14 protein-coding genes are annotated in these 14,858 nt (G+C 71.4%); 5 read left to right on the forward strand and 9 right to left on the reverse strand.

Annotated elements, in window-relative coordinates; genetic code table 11:
* Positions 1-102: 102 nt before the first annotated feature.
* Complete coding sequence (locus ACFCV8_RS16525) at positions 103-633, reverse strand: hypothetical protein (RefSeq protein WP_376686044.1); 531 nt, start codon at positions 631-633, stop codon at positions 103-105.
* Positions 634-978: 345 nt separating this feature from the next.
* On the opposite strand from ACFCV8_RS16525, the gene ACFCV8_RS16530 reads away from it, so the two are divergent.
* The 4 genes from ACFCV8_RS16530 to ACFCV8_RS16545 all read left to right on the forward strand — a co-directional run bounded on the left by ACFCV8_RS16530 (position 979) and on the right by ACFCV8_RS16545 (position 6,843).
* A complete protein-coding gene (locus ACFCV8_RS16530) occupies positions 979-2,622 on the forward strand; it encodes a hypothetical protein (protein ID WP_376686045.1) in 1,644 nt (547 codons plus the stop codon).
* 121 nt (positions 2,623-2,743) lie between these two features.
* Positions 2,744-4,768, forward strand: coding sequence for a hypothetical protein (locus tag ACFCV8_RS16535; RefSeq protein ID WP_376686046.1), 2,025 nt, complete (start codon positions 2,744-2,746; stop codon positions 4,766-4,768).
* A 335-nt stretch (positions 4,769-5,103) separates the two neighbouring features.
* A complete protein-coding gene (locus ACFCV8_RS16540; protein ID WP_352273703.1) occupies positions 5,104-5,745 on the forward strand; it encodes a helix-turn-helix domain-containing protein in 642 nt (213 codons plus the stop codon).
* 309 nt (positions 5,746-6,054) lie between these two features.
* Positions 6,055-6,843 carry a S16 family serine protease gene (locus ACFCV8_RS16545; protein WP_376686047.1) on the forward strand — a complete coding sequence of 263 codons (789 nt, stop codon included), beginning with the start codon at positions 6,055-6,057 and terminating at the stop codon, positions 6,841-6,843.
* Here the strand turns inward: ACFCV8_RS16545 and ACFCV8_RS16550 are convergent.
* The 8 genes from ACFCV8_RS16550 to ACFCV8_RS16585 all read right to left on the reverse strand — a co-directional run bounded on the left by ACFCV8_RS16550 (position 6,812) and on the right by ACFCV8_RS16585 (position 13,438).
* Positions 6,812-8,104 carry an MFS transporter gene (locus ACFCV8_RS16550; protein WP_376686048.1) on the reverse strand — a complete coding sequence of 431 codons (1,293 nt, stop codon included), beginning with the start codon at positions 8,102-8,104 and terminating at the stop codon, positions 6,812-6,814. The genes ACFCV8_RS16545 and ACFCV8_RS16550 overlap by 32 nt on opposite strands.
* The gene (locus ACFCV8_RS16555) at positions 8,101-8,292 is read right to left on the reverse strand and encodes a hypothetical protein (RefSeq protein ID WP_376686049.1); all 192 of its coding nucleotides are present in this window, start codon (positions 8,290-8,292) and stop codon (positions 8,101-8,103) included. The genes ACFCV8_RS16550 and ACFCV8_RS16555 overlap by 4 nt, the downstream gene beginning before the upstream one ends.
* Positions 8,293-8,425: 133 nt before the next feature.
* Positions 8,426-9,046 (reverse strand): helix-turn-helix domain-containing protein, encoded by a 621-nt coding sequence (locus ACFCV8_RS16560; RefSeq protein WP_376686050.1) that lies wholly within the window; start codon positions 9,044-9,046, stop codon positions 8,426-8,428.
* A gap of 67 nt (positions 9,047-9,113) precedes the next feature.
* Positions 9,114-10,100, reverse strand: coding sequence for a glycine betaine ABC transporter substrate-binding protein (locus ACFCV8_RS16565; protein WP_376686051.1), 987 nt, complete (start codon positions 10,098-10,100; stop codon positions 9,114-9,116).
* Positions 10,100-10,999: an ABC transporter permease gene (locus ACFCV8_RS16570; protein ID WP_376686052.1), complete on the reverse strand. Its 900-nt coding sequence runs from the start codon at positions 10,997-10,999 to the stop codon at positions 10,100-10,102. The genes ACFCV8_RS16565 and ACFCV8_RS16570 overlap by 1 nt, the downstream gene beginning before the upstream one ends.
* Positions 10,996-12,243 carry an ABC transporter ATP-binding protein gene (locus ACFCV8_RS16575; protein WP_376686080.1) on the reverse strand — a complete coding sequence of 416 codons (1,248 nt, stop codon included), beginning with the start codon at positions 12,241-12,243 and terminating at the stop codon, positions 10,996-10,998. The genes ACFCV8_RS16570 and ACFCV8_RS16575 overlap by 4 nt, the downstream gene beginning before the upstream one ends.
* Before the next feature lie 58 nt (positions 12,244-12,301).
* Complete coding sequence (locus ACFCV8_RS16580) at positions 12,302-12,949, reverse strand: ABC transporter permease (RefSeq protein ID WP_376686053.1); 648 nt, start codon at positions 12,947-12,949, stop codon at positions 12,302-12,304.
* A gap of 15 nt (positions 12,950-12,964) precedes the next feature.
* The gene (locus ACFCV8_RS16585) at positions 12,965-13,438 is read right to left on the reverse strand and encodes an Lrp/AsnC family transcriptional regulator (RefSeq protein ID WP_376686054.1); all 474 of its coding nucleotides are present in this window, start codon (positions 13,436-13,438) and stop codon (positions 12,965-12,967) included.
* Positions 13,439-13,573: 135 nt separating this feature from the next.
* Here ACFCV8_RS16585 and hppD point away from each other — a divergent pair, with 135 nt between their 5' ends.
* Complete coding sequence (gene hppD / locus ACFCV8_RS16590; protein ID WP_376686055.1) at positions 13,574-14,719, forward strand: 4-hydroxyphenylpyruvate dioxygenase; 1,146 nt, start codon at positions 13,574-13,576, stop codon at positions 14,717-14,719.
* Positions 14,720-14,858 lie beyond the last annotated feature (139 nt).

Here is a 14,858-nt window from a genome sequence, read left to right on the forward strand (position 1 = left end):
CTCGGAATACCCGTTAAACGGGGGTTTTGTGGGCTGGTATTTGTTTTTAAGTGACCGGGCCCGCTCCGTCCCCGGGGGACGGGGTGGGGCCGTCCGGCGGGGTTACCAGACGTGCGGCGCCGACTGCAGGGCCGTGGCGACGCACGGCACCGTGGCCGACGTCGGGGACGACGCCACGATCTGCAGGGACCAGTTGGTGCCGCTCGGGGGCGCGGACAGCACCTTGGAGTCCGTGCTGTCACCCGCCGCCAGGGTGCCGGAGGTGAGCTTCAGCGGGCCCAGGGTGATCGGGTTGCCGCCGCTCATGCCGGGGTTGGTCTTGCCGGAGAACTGCACCTCGCTGGTGACGCCGCCCGAGGTCCTGGTGAGCTTGAGCGTCGTCGTGATGCTGTTCGGGTCGGCGGTGGTGCCCGCCGGCATGGTGATCGCGCTGGACGTGATCTTGATGGTCTTGGCCGTACCCGAGTCGGCGGCGGTCAGGGTGGCCTGCCCCTTGCCCCAGGTGCCGCAGTCGTACGTGGCGGTCACGGCGAGCGGGGCGACCGCGTGGGCGGCCGGGGCCAGGGCGAGCGCGCCGGCCACCGCACAGGCCGCGGCCAGGACGAGTGGTACGCGTCTTCGGTTCGACGACATGACGGGAGAACCCCTTCCGGTTCTGAATTCCGCGGATTCGCCGAAGACTCACCGAAGCGGATCGGACCGCTCTTCCTCCGGCCTCTCCGCTTCGGATCAATCTTCATTTGTATCCGCATATCTGTGCGCCGGGCCCGGCATTTTGATGCAGTGAAACGGCGGCCTTCACAGAAGTCAATAGATGGCGACAGAGGCACTTGAAATTCCCGTGGAAATGCTTTTCGGGCATTTCAGATGGGGCCGAACGGCCGGCCGAAGGATCAACCGGTTCTCTCTTGACTTCTGTGCACCCGGCCCCCTCAATGTGCGCAATCAACGGGCCATCCGGCCATGGAGGGGTGTCTGGTGATACGACGACGAAGACCCGGCGCGACCGGTCTGCTCGCTGCCTGCTTCGCACTGACGCTGGGCTGCGCCGGGGCGAGCGCCCAGGCCGTCCCCCTCGCGGACGGGCCCGCCGCGGCCGCCACGATCACCCCGACCGTCCACTGCGTCCTGCCCGCGGGCCAGGGCGAGGCGACCGGGCCGCAGGACATGACCGTCGAGCTGTCGCCCGCGGTCGTCGCGCCCGGCGGCAAGGTGCACGCGAAGGTCACCCTCGGCCCGTCCCCCGCCACCAGCGGCCTCCCGCTGAACGACGTGCCGACCATCCCCAGCATCGACCTCGCCCTGTCCGGCGGGGCGGGCGGAACGGTCACGGTGCGGGGCCCCGAGATCACCATGGACATCCCCGCCGGGGTACCCATCGAGATCCCGCCGTACGAGGGCGACTTCCTGGTGCCCGCGAACGCCTCCGGGGAGGTCTCGTTCGCCGCCGCCCGCACCCTGACCCAGACCAAGGTGCTCGGCTCGGTCTTCGCGACGCCGTGCGACGTCGTCGACGGCGGCGCGGGCCTCGCCTCCGTCACCGTGGAGGGCACCGGCTCCACCCCCGCCACCCTGACCGCGCCCACCGGCCCCGTACGCCCCAGCACCGCGGTGGAGCTGGGCGGTTCGGGCTGGACGCCCGGCGGCACCCCGGTCCCCTCGCTCTGCGCGGCGGGCGGGGGCGGCTGCGACCCGCTGAAGTTCAAGGCCGGCGACCTCGGCATCGGCGACGACGGCACCCTGCACGGCACGGCCACCCTCGCGGAGTCCGGCGCGGTGCCGGACGGCACCTACGAGGTGAAGGTCAACGACGGCACGAAGGAGGCGACCGCCCCCCTCACCGTCAAGGCCGTCGCGGCCGGCGAGAGGGAGATCTCCCTCTCGCGAAGCCGCGGCCCGGTCGGCAGCGTGATCACCGTCAGCGGCAGGAACTACAACCCGGACCGCTGGATCAACGTCATCGGCCTCGACGCGAGCGGCACCGGCCTCGACGACAGCGCGGTCTACGCCAAGAGCGCACCGGACGGCACCTTCTCCGTCGAGTTCACGGTGATCTCCGACGCCGTCGTCGCCGTCCAGGCCGATGAGGGCAACGACCCGGCGACCGTGCGCACCGCCCCGTTCACCGTCTCGGACGACGGCGGCGGGGACGGCTCCGGCGCCGACCAGAAGCTGAACACCACGGTCCGGGCCGGGACCCTGTCCATGGTCCAGGACGGCGACACGGTCGACTTCGGCACGACCGTCCTGGGCACCGGCAGCGGTGTGCAGCGCTCCCGGCTCAACCGGGTCGAGGTGGAGGACGCCCGCGGCGTCGACAGCGGCTGGTCCCTGACCGCCACCCTCACCGCCTTCACCGCCGGCGGCGGGTCCTCCGTCCCGGCCGGCGCCGTCCGGTGGACCCCGCGCTGCACCGCCCAGCAGGGCAGCGTGGGCGTACCGGTGGCCGGTTCGCCCACCGCGCTCGGCAGCACGGCGGCGAGCCTGTGCCGGATGGACCCGGACGGCAGCCGCCCGTTCACCGGCGGCCGGTTCGACGCCGACGCCGATCTCACCCTCACCGTCCCCCCGACCACCCGGCCCGGAGATTACAGCGCCACCCTCACCCTCACCCTTCTCTGATCCCCCGAGAAAAGGGATCCGGAACGAAAAGAAATTCCCGGAGGCGCCCGCCCGCTCCGTATCGCATCGGAGCGGGCGGGCGCCTCCGTCCCGAATTCAGGAATTTCCCTGGAGGAGTTGTATGTCCGTGCGACAGTCCGTGCGACCTCTGAGAAGAGAACAGGGGCCGGGCGCCGCGCTGCGCCGCGCCGTGGCCCTCACCGCCGGGGCCGTACTCGTCTGGACCGGGGGCACCGTCGCCCTCGCGCCCGCCGCCGCGGCCGGCACCGTCACCCCGACCGTCCACTGCTCCCTGCCCGCCGGCCAGGGACAGGCGACCGGGCCGCAGCAGATGAGCGTCGACCTCTCGCCCTCGATCGTCGACCCGGGCGGCAAGGTGCACGCCAAGGTCACCCTCGGCCCGTCACCCGCCACCAGCGGCCTCAGCCTGAACGACGTGCCGACCACCCCCAGCATCGACCTCGCCATGTCCGGCGGCGCCACCGGCACGGTCACCGTCACCGGCCCCCAGATCAACCTGAACATCCCGTCCGGCAAACCCATCGAGATCCCGCCGTACGAGGGCGACTTCCTGATCCCCGCCGCCGCGAGCGGCCCGATCTCCTTCACCCCGGTCCGCAACCTGACCCGTACGAAGGTGCTCGGCTCCACCTACGAGACCCCCTGCGACGTGGTGAGCGGCGGCGGTTCCGTCGGCACCGTCACCGCCGAGGGCACCGCGGGCCACCCGGCCACCCTGAACGCGCCCGCCGGCGCCGTACGGCCGTCCACCGCCGTCGCCCTCAGCGGCAGCCTGTGGACCGCGGGGGCCACCCCCGTGCCCTCGCTCTGCGCGGCGGACGGCGGCGGCTGCGACCCCGGCAAGTTCGCCTCCAGCACGCTCGCCATCAGCGCCTCGGGGGAGCTGAGCGGAGCTGCCGTGCTGGCCGCCGCGGGGACCGTCCCGGACGGCTCGTACCTGGTCAAGGTCGGCGACGGTACGAAGGAGGCGACCGCGCCACTGACGGTCAGGGCCTTCGCCCCCACCGGCCCCCGGTCCATCGCGCTCTCCCGCGCCGCCGCCCCGCTCGGCAGCGTCGTCACGGTCACCGGCGGCAACTACTTCCAGGACCGGTGGATCAACACCGTGGGCCTGGACGCGAACGGGGCCACCCTCGACGACACCGCCGTCTACACGAAGAGCACCGCCGACGGCACGTTCAGCGCCGAGTTCACCGTCTCCGACCCGGCCATCGCCGCGATCCAGGTCGACGAGGGCAACGATCCGGCCACCGTACTGACCACGCCGTTCACCGTGACCGACGCCTCCGCGACGCTCTCCGCGGGCGCGGCGAAGGTCAAACCCGGCGGGACGATCGCCGTCTCCGGCGGCGACTGGCCCAGCGGCACCACCCCCGCCGCCGCGCTCTGCGGCGCCGACGGCGGCACCTGCGACAGCGCCCGGATCACCGGCTCCACGCTCCGGATCGGTGCCGACGGCACACTCTCCGGCACGGTCACCGTCGCCGGCTCCACCCCGCGCAACGACTACGCGCTCCAGGTCACCGCCGGGGGAACGCAGGTGCTCACCCCGCTCACCGTCGCCCCGTCCTTCATCGTGCTGACCCCCTCGGCCGGACCCCGGGGCACCTCGGTCACCGTGATCGGACAGGGCTTCGCGAAGGTGGCGACCGTCTCCGTCGTCGGGCTGCGGGCCGACGGATCGCAGACCTCCGACCCGGTGCGCACCAAGGTGGTCGGGCTGGACGGGGCCTTCTCGCAGACCTTCAAGGTGAACGCGGCCGACACCGTCGCCCTCCGGGTCCGCGAGGTGCTCGTCAACCCGCGCACCGAGACGGCGGCGTTCACCGTCCAGGACGGGACCGTGCCCGCCGGACCGGCCTTCGCCCTCTCACCGCCCGAGGGCCCGGCCGGCACGACGGTCCAGGTGACCGGCCGCGGCTTCGCCCCGGTCGCCACCGTATCGGTGACCGGCCGCACCGCCGACGGGAAACAGACCTCCGACGGCTACGTCACCCGGATCGTCGGACTCGACGGCACCTTCGCCCTCGACTTCACCGTCCGCGACCCGGCGACCCGGTCGATCCGGGCCTGCGAGGTGCTCGTCAACGGGAAAATTGTGCAGCAGTCCTTCACCGTGACCTGAGGGCCTTTCAGGTACGGCGGGAGAACCACCGCGAAGGCGTCGGCCGACCTGGACGCGCGTAGATCGCGCGGAGGCGGTCGGCGCCCCGCTGACCGGCGCTTATACGGGTTCAAGCCAACCTCGTTCCGGACAGCGCCCGGATTCTGGACGAGCTCTTCCGCTGAGCGGACTCGCTCGCTACTGTCCCCCGAATAAACGCCCCGTGGCAGAGCCGCCCCGGGGCGCAGCCGGTGCCTGGCCAGGCGGGCGGCCTCTCCGTGCGTCGCCGCTGGGACCGGCGGCTCACATTCCGTGGGGACCAGCCGCCGCCGCTCACCCAAAGAGGAGAGGGCGTCGTGACCGCGGAGACCTCCCAGACGCTCGACCGGGGCCTCAGGGTCCTGAAACTGCTTGCCGACACCGACCACGGTCTGACCGTCACCGAGCTGTCCAACAGACTCGGTGTCAACCGGACCGTGGTCTACCGTCTGCTCGCCACGCTGGAACAACACGCCCTGGTACGCCGTGACCTGGGCGGCCGGGCCAGGGTCGGGCTGGGGGTGCTGAGGCTGGGACGCCAGGTGCATCCACTGGTCCGGGAGGCCGCGCTGCCCGCGCTGCGCTCGCTGGCCGAGGACATCGGGGCCACCGCCCACCTCACCCTGGTCGACGGTAGCGACGCGCTGGCCGTGGCGGTCGTGGAGCCGACCTGGACGGACTACCACGTGGCCTACCGGGCGGGTTTCCGCCATCCGCTGGACCGGGGCGCCGCGGGCCGGGCGATCCTCGCCGCCCGCCAGAAGCCGGTCGGCGAGACCGCCTTCACCCTGACCCACGGTGAGCTGGAGACCGGGGCGAGCGGGGCCGCCGCCGCGCTGATGGGCGTGACCGGGGTCGAGGGCAGCGTGGGCGTGGTGATGCTCGCGGACTCGGTGCCCGAGCGGGTCGGCCCCCGCGTGGTGGACGCCGCCCGAGAGGTCGCCGAGGCGCTGCGGTAGGCGCCCGGGGCCGGGTCCGGGTCGCGGTGGATGTACGGCCGGGTCCGGGGTCCTATGGGTGTACGGCCGGGTCCGGGGCGCGGTGGATGTACGGCCGGGTCCGGGGTCCTATGGGTGTTCGGCCGGTCCGGGGCGCGGTGGATGTACGGCCGGGTCCGGGGTCCTATGGGTGTTCGGCCGGGTCCGGGACGCCGTGGACGTACGGCCGGTCCCGGGACCCGCGGGTGTGCGGGCCGGCCCCGGGTGTCCGGCCGCACGGCCGGGCGGCACGATGCCCGGGTCGTGACGGGGGCCGGTTAGATTGGGCGGGTGCTCACTCGTCTCTCTCGCCCCCGTGCCCTCGCCCTGTGCGCCGTGCCCGTCCTCGCCCTGTTCGGGGTGGCCGCCTTCGCGCCGCTGCCCTTCACCCTGGCGCAGCCCGGTACGACGGCGAACGTGCTCGGGACCGACCACGGCAAGCCCGTGATCAGCATCGAGGGTGCGCCGACCCGCCCCACCAGGGGCGAGCTGCGGATGACGACGATCGTCGCGACCGGCCCCGATGCCGACGTCGGCATCGGTGACGTGGTCGACAGCTGGTTCCGTACGGACCGGGCGGTGCTGCCCCGTGACTCCGTCTACCCGACCGGCGGTTCCGTGAAGGAGATCGAGAAGCACAACCTCGACGACATGGTGAAGTCGCAGGACGACGCGGTCGAGGCCGCCCTCGGCTACCTGGGGAAGAAGCCCGGTTCGGTCGACGTCACCCTCCACCTCGCCGATGTGGGCGGCCCCAGCGCCGGGCTGTTCTTCGCGCTCGGCATCGTCGACAAGCTCGACGGCGACGGCCACGGCGGCGACCTCACCGGCGGCCGCGCCGTCGCGGGCACCGGCACGATCCAGCCGGACGGCAAGGTCGGCGCGGTCGGCGGCGTCTCGCTGAAGACCCAGGCCGCGCGCCGCGACGGGGCGACCGTCTTCCTCGTCCCGAAGGCCGAGTGCCGGGAGGCGAAGGCCGAGCTCCCGAAGGGCCTGCGTCTGATCCCGGTCACCACCCTGAAGGACGCCGTCGGCGCGCTCCGCACCCTCAACCAGAACGGGAAGCCTCCGAGCTGCTGACCTTCCTGGACGCCGGTACGCCCCCGGCCCCGTCCATGGCGCGCCACGCCGGGAACACCAGGGGGCCCAGGGTCGCCAGCAGGTAGACCCCGCCCATCGCCAGCAGCGCGCCGTCGGCGCCCGCGCTCCCGACCAGCAGCCCGGCCGCGAGCCCGCCCACCGGCATGGCCAGTTCGCCGCCCGCGGTGAGGACCCCGGAGACCCGGCTGCGCAGCTCGTCGGGGACGGCCGTGTAGATCACCGTCGTCAGGATCGGGTTCAGCATTCCGCCCGCGATGCCGCTCAGCGCCATGGTCACGGCCAGCGGCAGCGTCGTCCCGGTCAGTGCCGCGACCACGTACCGGGGCGGCCCGCACAGCAGCAGGCACACCGTGAACACGGCCCGCCGGGAGAAGCGGTGCCCGACCGCCCCGTAGAGCAGCGCGCCGGTCAGCCCGCCCGCGCCGAACAGCGCGGCGAGCAGCCCGATGGCGGTGGGACCGCCGAGCTCGGCGGAGGCGTGCACCGGCAGCAGGACGGCGTTCCAGCCCTGGTCGGTGCCGTTGATGAACAGGACCGTCACCACCACCGCGAGCAGCAGCCGATGCCCCGCCAGATAGGCGAACCCCTCACGGAGTTCGGTGCGGTACGCGCGCAGCGAGACAGGTGCCGCTGCCCGGCGCGGCTCGGCCGCCGCCAGGCCCCGCAGACCCGCCGCGACGAGCAGCGCCGAGGCCAGGAACGTCGCCGCGTCCAGCAGCAGCACGGACTCCGCGCCGACCACCGCGATCAGCACACCGGCCAGCGCCGCTCCCACCATCCTGGCGCCGCGTGACACGGCGTCGAAGAGGCTGGCGGCGCGGGCGAGGGTGATCCCGGCGTGCGCGGCGAGATCCGGCACCAGCACGTAGCGGGCGGTGCTGCCGGGCGTGTGCAGCAGCCCGCCGACCGCCATCAGCGCGCACAGCGCCCAGAAGGCGAGGGCGTCGGCGCGGTGCAGCAGCGGAACGGCGGCCACGGCGAGGCCGCACACCAGGTCGGAGCCGACGGAGACCCGGCGCCGCCCGATCCGGTCGATGACCGGCCCGCCGATCAGGGCGGCGACCACGATCGGCAGGGTCGCGCAGAAGGCGACCACCCCGGCCCGGGCGGCGCTCCCGGTGGTCTCCAGGACGAACCAGGGCACCCCGATCGCGGTGAGCGACGTGCCCGCCGTGGATATGGAGTTGGCGGTCAGTACGGCGACGAGCGGAACACGGCCGCGGCGGACCGGGACGTTCACGCCGCGGTGCTCGTGGTGAGCGGGCGGACGGGGGGACGGGGCAGGATGCGCAGGCCCAGCTCGACGAGGGCCCAGCCCAGCCGGGTGCGCAGCCCGGGACGCGGGGTCACGAAGGGGAACTCCGGTGCGTGGAGCGGGGGTTCGGCGATGCGCAGGCGGTGCAGCAGCAGGTGCGTGTCGGAGTGCATGGCGGGGTCCTCACGGTCGGGCGGCGTCGGTTCGTACGGCTCCCGTTGGCACTGCTCCGGCTCACGCGGGAACCGGCTCGTGCGGGAACCGGTTCGCGCGGCGTCGGTTCGTACGGGAACGGGCCCGGGGGGCCTACTCCGCGGGGCGCGGGAAGAGGTGCACATGGCTGCGGACGTTGGCCGCGCCCTCGGTGCCCTCCGGGACCAGGTCCCGGTAGCTCTCGATGAGTTCGTGGACCTTCCCGATCAGTTCCAGGGCGAGGTCCGGGGTGAGGCGCATCTGGAAGTCGCTGATGTCCCAGCCCTCGTTCCATTCCTCGGGCCATTCGCGCATGGTGCCGATCCAGGTGTTCAGCTCCCGGGCGTGGGCGGTGGCGATCTCGTGCATGACGACGCCGACGGCGCCCCGCACCTCGGGGTCCGGGTGCGTCAGGAACCGGCCGCTGTCGAAGACCGTGCCCCGGTGCGCGGCCCGCCACCAGCGCTCGCGGCCCTTGCCGCGTTCCGGGTCGTCCTCGACGAAGCCGTACGCCGCCAGTTGCCGCAGGTGGTAGCTGGTGGCACCGCTGGACTCGCCGAGCCGGGCGGCGAGGGCGGAGGCGGTGGCGGGTCCGAACTCCCGCAGCGCGCCCAGCAGTCGCAGCCGCAGCGGATGGGCCAGCCCGCGCAGCGAGCGGGCGTCGACCTTGTGGAGGTCCGGGGCATCGACGGAGGACTCGGCGGGGGATTCGGCGCCGTCCGGTGTTTCGGGCATGCCGGAACCGTAAGCTTGCAAAGCTTCCTTTGCAAGGGATTCGTTGCAAAGAAAGCTCTGCATCGGATCAGCGCTGCTTGATGAAGCCCTCCTGGATCAGCCAGTCCTTGGCCACCTCGTGCGGGTCCTGGCCGTCCACGTCCACCTTGGCGTTGAGGCTCTGGGCGACCTCGGTGGTCAGTTTCCTGCTGACCGGGTCGAGGAGGGCGGCGATCTGCGGGTACCTGTCGAAGGTCTTGGTGTGGATCACCGGCGCCGCGTTGTAGTTGGGGAAGAAGTGCTTGTCGTCCACGAGCACCTCCAGGTCCATCGCCCGGATCCGGCCGTCCGTGGTGAACACCTCGCCCAGCAGGCAGGAGTCGGACTTGGAGACCTGGGTGTAGACGATCCCGGCGTCCATCTTCTTGATGTTGGAGGCCGGCAGCGACATCCCGTACGCCTTCTGCATGCCGGGCAGCCCGTCGTCGCGGGAGGCGAACTCGTTCTCCACGCAGAGTGTCACCGCCGACGGGTCCTTCTTCGACAGCGCCGCGACGTCGGAGAGGGTCCGCAGGTGGTACTTGGCGTTGTTCCTGCGGCTGATGGCGAGCGCGTAGGTGTTGTTGAGGGTGGACTGGGGGAGCCAGGTCACCCCGTTCCTCCGGTCCGCGTCCCGGACCGCCACCCACTGCCGGTGCGGGTCGGGGATGGGCTTCGCGTGCCCCAGGTAGGTGATCCAGCCGGTGCCGGTGTACTCGTACATCGCGTCGGCGTCGCCCTTGACGATCGCCTCGCGGGCGCTGATCGAGCCGGGCAGGTTCGTCCGGTCCAGGACCTCGGCACCGGCGGCCTTGAAGACCAGGCCGATCATCTGGCCCAGGACGATGTTCTCGCTGAAGTTCTTCGAGGTGACGGTCAGCGAGGCGCCGTGCAGTGGCTCGCCCCGCCCCACCGATCCCGGCACCACGTCGTCGGCCATCGGAGAGCCGCTCTTCAGTCCGCATCCGGAGAGCGCCAGCGCCAGGGCCAGTGCCCCCGCCAGCCCCGTACGCACCTTCCGCGCGTTCCCGGCCATCACCCCACCTCCAGTCCGCGCGGCGTCAGCGCCACCTCGGCCAGCGAGGCCAGCCAGTCCACCAGCAGCGCCAGCACCACCGTCAGTACGGAACCGAGCACCAGCACCGGCATCCGCTGCGTCTGGATGCCCGAGGTGATGAGGTCGCCCAGCCCGCCGCCGCCGACGAACGTGGCCAGGGTCGCCGTGCCCACGTTGAGCACCAGCGCGGTCCGCACCCCGGCCAGGATCAGCGGTACGGCCAGCGGCAGTTCGACCTTGGTGAGCGTGCCCGTCGCCGACATCCCGATGCCGCGCGAGGCCTCGACCAGATTCGGCTCGATCGCCCGGAGCCCGGCCACCGTGTTGGAGAAGACCGGCAGCACCGCGTAGATCACCATGCCGATGATCGCCGTGGTCGGCCCGATGCCCAGCCAGATCACCAGCAGCGCCAGCAGGCCGATCGCCGGGGTCGCCTGTCCGATGTTGGCGATCGCCGTCACCACCGGGGCGCCCTTGCGCAGCCTGCGCCGGGTCAGCGCGATGCCCAGCGGAATGGCGATGACCAGCACCCAGAACGTCGAGATCGCGGTCAGCCGCACATGCTGCCACCAGCGCAGCTGCACGTTCCCGCCGGTGAGCGAGTTCCGCGCGATCGAGTCGAGATGGACGTTGCTGATCCACAGGTACGTGACGACCAGCACGAGCACCAGCACCAGCGGCATCACCAGCAGCTTGCGCCAGGTGAACCGCCGCGGCGGCCCGGCCTGCGGCGGCGCCGGCTCCTCCTCCTCGTCCCGGAACGCATGGCCCTTGACGTCGTGCTCACCGGGCGGGCGGTCCTTGTCGGAGGACGGTACGGGCGGAGCCGAACGGGCCCGCCGGGGGGAGCCGGGATTCAGCGGCGAGCCGGGGGTCATGCGCCCGTACCGCCTTCCAGCTCCGCCGCCGTCTGGTGGCTGCGCAGCTCCTCCAGGTCGTGCTGGTGCTCGATGGCGGCGAGCCGGTCCGCCTCCAGCAGCTCGTGGACGGAGTTCATCAGCGTCTGCATGTCGACGACCCCGATGAACTCGCCGCGCCGCCCGGTCACCGCGACCCGCCCGCCGCTGTCGGTCAGCACCGCCTCCAGTGCGTCGTGCAGCGTCCCGTCACGCGTCACCGTGTCGTGCACCAGCTGCCCGGCCCGGGCCAGCGAACCCCGGGCCCGCATCAGGTCGCCGCGCCGCAGCCACTTGTACGGGCGGTTCCTGCGGTCCAGCATCAGCAGCTCGTTGTGCGGGCCGCTGCGCAGCTTGTTGAAGATCGACTGGAGCGGGTCGTCGACCGTCACCGTCGGGAACTGGGCCATCTCCACGTCCCGGACCCGGGTGAGGTTGAGCCGCTTCAGCGCCGCGCCGGCCCCGACGAAGCCCGAGACGAAGTCGTCCGTCGGGTTGGTGAGGATCGCCTCCGGGGTGTCGAACTGGGCGATGTGCGAACGCTCCCGAAGCACCGCGATCCGGTCGCCCAGCTTGATCGCCTCGTCGAAGTCGTGGGTGACGAAGACGATCGTCTTGTGCAGCTCGTGCTGGAGCCGGATCAGCTCGTCCTGGAGATGGTCGCGGGTGATCGGGTCGACCGCGCCGAACGGCTCGTCCATCAGCAGCACCGGCGGATCGGCGGCCAGCGCCCGTGCCACGCCCACCCGTTGCTGCTGGCCGCCGGAGAGGGCCCGGGGGTAGCGGCCGTGGAACTCGCGCGGATCGAGCCCCACCAGGTCGAGCATCTCCTCGACCCGGTCCTTCACCCGCGACTTGGACCAGCCGACCATCTTCGGTACGAGCGCGATGTTCTCCGCCACCGTCATGTGCGGGAAGAGCCCGGACGACTGGATCGCGTACCCGATCTTGCGGCGCAGCTTCACCGGGTCCATGTCGGTGACGTCCTCGTCGCCGATCCGGATCCGTCCGGACGACGGCTCGATCAGCCGGTTGATCATCTTCAGCGTGGTGGACTTCCCGCAGCCGGACGGTCCGACGAGGATCACCGTCTCACCGGCCCTGATGTCCATCGAGACGCTGTCCACAGCGGGGCTCGGATTGCCGGGGTACTGCTTGGTCAGGTCCTCCAGCTGAATGGTCGCGCCGGACGTTGGCCTCCCGGAGCCGGAGCCGGATCCCGTGATGCCGGCGGCGGTGCTTCCGGCCGCGTCGCCCGCGCCGGAGACGTTTTCGTCGGCGGTCTCAGACACGGATCCCCCTCGGGATGGTGAGCCGCCCCAACAGGACGTACGCGGCGTCGAAGAGCAGGGCGAGGATGACGATGCCGAGCGTGCCGGCGAGGACCTGGTTGAGCGCGTTGGCGCTGCCCAGCGAGGCGATACCGCGGAAGATCTCGTTGCCGAGGCCGGGGCCCGAGGCGTACGCGGCGATGGCGGCGATGCCCATCAGCATCTGCGTGGAGACCCGGATGCCGGTGAGGATCGGCGGCCAGGCGAGTGGCAGTTCCACCCGGCACAGCCGGGCCAGCCGCGACATCCCGATGCCCTTCGCCGCGTCGACCAGTGCGGGATCGACGCCGCGCAGCCCCACGATGGAGTTGCGGACGATGGGCAGCAGCCCGTACAGCGTCAGGGTGATCACGGTGGGGGCGACCCCGAGGCCGACCAGCGGGATGAGCAGACCGATCGCGGCGAGGGACGGGATGGTGAGCACCGCCGCCGTCGAGGTGATGGCCAGCGAACCCGCCCAGCCGCTGCGATAGGTGACGACCCCGATCAGGATGCCCAGCACGGTGGCGATGACCATGCACTGGAACACCGCGCTGACGTGCTGGTACGCGTCGACGAGCAGCTGTTGGTGCCGGTTGCCCAGGTACTCCCAGAAGCTCACGCGTCACTCCTCGGCTCAGTCGTGGTCCTCCGCGGCCTGCTCGACGAGCGGGATGATCCGCAGCGGCACCGGGTTCTCCATGACGATGGCCGTGGAGGCCCGGACGATGCCATCAAAACCGACAACCAGGTCGATCACCCGCTGGAGATCGGCGTTGGAACGCGCCACGAGACGGCACAGCATGTCGCCGTGCCCGGTCGTGGTGTGCAGCTCCAGCACCTCCGGCACACCCGCCAAGTGGGCCCGTACGTCGGCGCCTTGGCCCTGCTTGATCTCCAGGGTGGCGAAGGCGGTGACCGGGTAGCCGAGCGCCGCCGGATCGACGGTGGGACCGAATCCGCGGATGACTCCGTTCGACTGAAGCCGGTCGAGCCGGGCCTGCACGGTTCCCCGGGCCACCCCGAGCCTGCGCGAGGCTTCCAGTACGCCGATGCGGGGTTCGTGGGCCAGCAGCACGATGAGCCGCCCGTCCAGCCGATCGATCGCCATGAGTCATCTCCCGCAAGGCCGACGTGATGGTCATCATGTACAGATAGCCCGGCCATCATCCCGATTCGCTGTGCAGATTGACCAGTGAAAACGCAAACTATTGCGCACCTTGCGAAGCGGGGAGAGCCTTCGGACATGACTGAGACTCTGCACACCACCCCCGAAACAGCCCGGCAGGCCGACCCCTTCCCGGTCAAGGGAATGGACGCGGTCGTCTTCGCCGTCGGCAACGCCAAGCAGGCCGCGCACTACTACTCGACGGCCTTCGGAATGAAGCTGGTCGCCTACTCCGGACCGGAGAACGGCAGCCGCGAGACGGCGAGTTATGTACTGACCAATGGTTCGGCCCGTTTCGTCTTCACCTCCGTCATCAAGCCGGCCACCGACCACGGCCGCTTCCTCGCCGACCATGTCGCCGAGCACGGCGACGGTGTCATCGACCTGGCCATCGAGGTCCCGGACGCCCGCGCGGCCTACGCCTACGCCGTCGAGCACGGTGCCCGCGGCATCGACGAGCCGCACGAGGTCAAGGACGAGCACGGCACCGTCGTGCTCGCCTCGATCGCCACGTACGGCAGGACCCGCCACACCCTGGTCGAGCGTTCCGGCTACGACGGCCCCTACCTGCCCGGGTTCGTCGCCGCCGACCCGATGGTCGAGCCGCCCGCCAAGCGCTTCTTCCAGGCCATCGACCACTGCGTCGGCAATGTGGAACTCGGCCGGATGAACGAGTGGGTCGAGTTCTACAACAAGGTCATGGGCTTCACGAACATGAAGGAGTTCGTGGGCGACGACATCGCCACCGAGTACTCCGCGCTCATGTCCAAGGTCGTCGCCGACGGCACCCTCAAGGTGAAGTTCCCGATCAACGAACCGGCGATCGCCAAGAAGAAGTCCCAGATCGACGAGTACCTGGAGTTCTACGGCGGCGCCGGCGTCCAGCACATCGCGCTCGCCACGAACGACATCGTCGCGTCGGTACGGGCCATGCGGGCTGCGGGCGTGCAGTTCCTGGACACCCCCGACTCGTACTACGACACCCTCGGCGAGTGGGCGGGCGAGACCCGGGTGCCGGTGGAGACCCTGCGCGAGCTGAAGATCCTGGTCGACCGCGACGAGGACGGCTACCTGCTCCAGATCTTCACCAAGCCGGTCCAGGACCGCCCGACCGTCTTCTTCGAGATGATCGAGCGCCACGGCTCGATGGGCTTCGGCAAGGGCAACTTCAAGGCCCTGTTCGAGGCGATCGAGCGCGAGCAGGAGAAGCGCGGCAACCTCTGACAGGTCGCGGAAGGGGGTACCCCCGCCGGGGCGGTACCCCCCCGCCGTTGGACGTGACGGTTCCCTGCCCGGGTGTCACGTTCGTTCACGCCCCCCGCCCCGCCGAGCCCCCGAGCCTCCCCGCGAAGGCGCCCGGCGG

It is taken from the genome of Streptomyces sp. NPDC056347 (genome assembly GCF_042262625.1).
Lineage (GTDB): Bacteria > Actinomycetota > Actinomycetes > Streptomycetales > Streptomycetaceae > Streptomyces.

What these genes read in the sequence shown, in the direction of transcription:
- ACFCV8_RS16535 (WP_376686046.1), top strand. Translation starts at nt 2,744, where the DNA reads ATGTCCGTGCGACAGTCCGTGCGACCTCTGAGAAGAGAACAGGGGCCG.
- hppD (WP_376686055.1), top strand. Translation starts at nt 13,574, where the DNA reads ATGACTGAGACTCTGCACACCACCCCCGAAACAGCCCGGCAGGCCGAC.
- ACFCV8_RS16565 (WP_376686051.1), bottom strand. Translation starts at nt 10,100, where the DNA reads ATGGCCGGGAACGCGCGGAAGGTGCGTACGGGGCTGGCGGGGGCACTG.
- ACFCV8_RS16555 (WP_376686049.1), bottom strand. Translation starts at nt 8,292, where the DNA reads ATGCACTCCGACACGCACCTGCTGCTGCACCGCCTGCGCATCGCCGAA.
- ACFCV8_RS16525 (WP_376686044.1), bottom strand. Translation starts at nt 633, where the DNA reads ATGTCGTCGAACCGAAGACGCGTACCACTCGTCCTGGCCGCGGCCTGT.
- ACFCV8_RS16560 (WP_376686050.1), bottom strand. Translation starts at nt 9,046, where the DNA reads ATGCCCGAAACACCGGACGGCGCCGAATCCCCCGCCGAGTCCTCCGTC.
- ACFCV8_RS16570 (WP_376686052.1), bottom strand. Translation starts at nt 10,999, where the DNA reads ATGACCCCCGGCTCGCCGCTGAATCCCGGCTCCCCCCGGCGGGCCCGT.
- ACFCV8_RS16585 (WP_376686054.1), bottom strand. Translation starts at nt 13,438, where the DNA reads ATGGCGATCGATCGGCTGGACGGGCGGCTCATCGTGCTGCTGGCCCAC.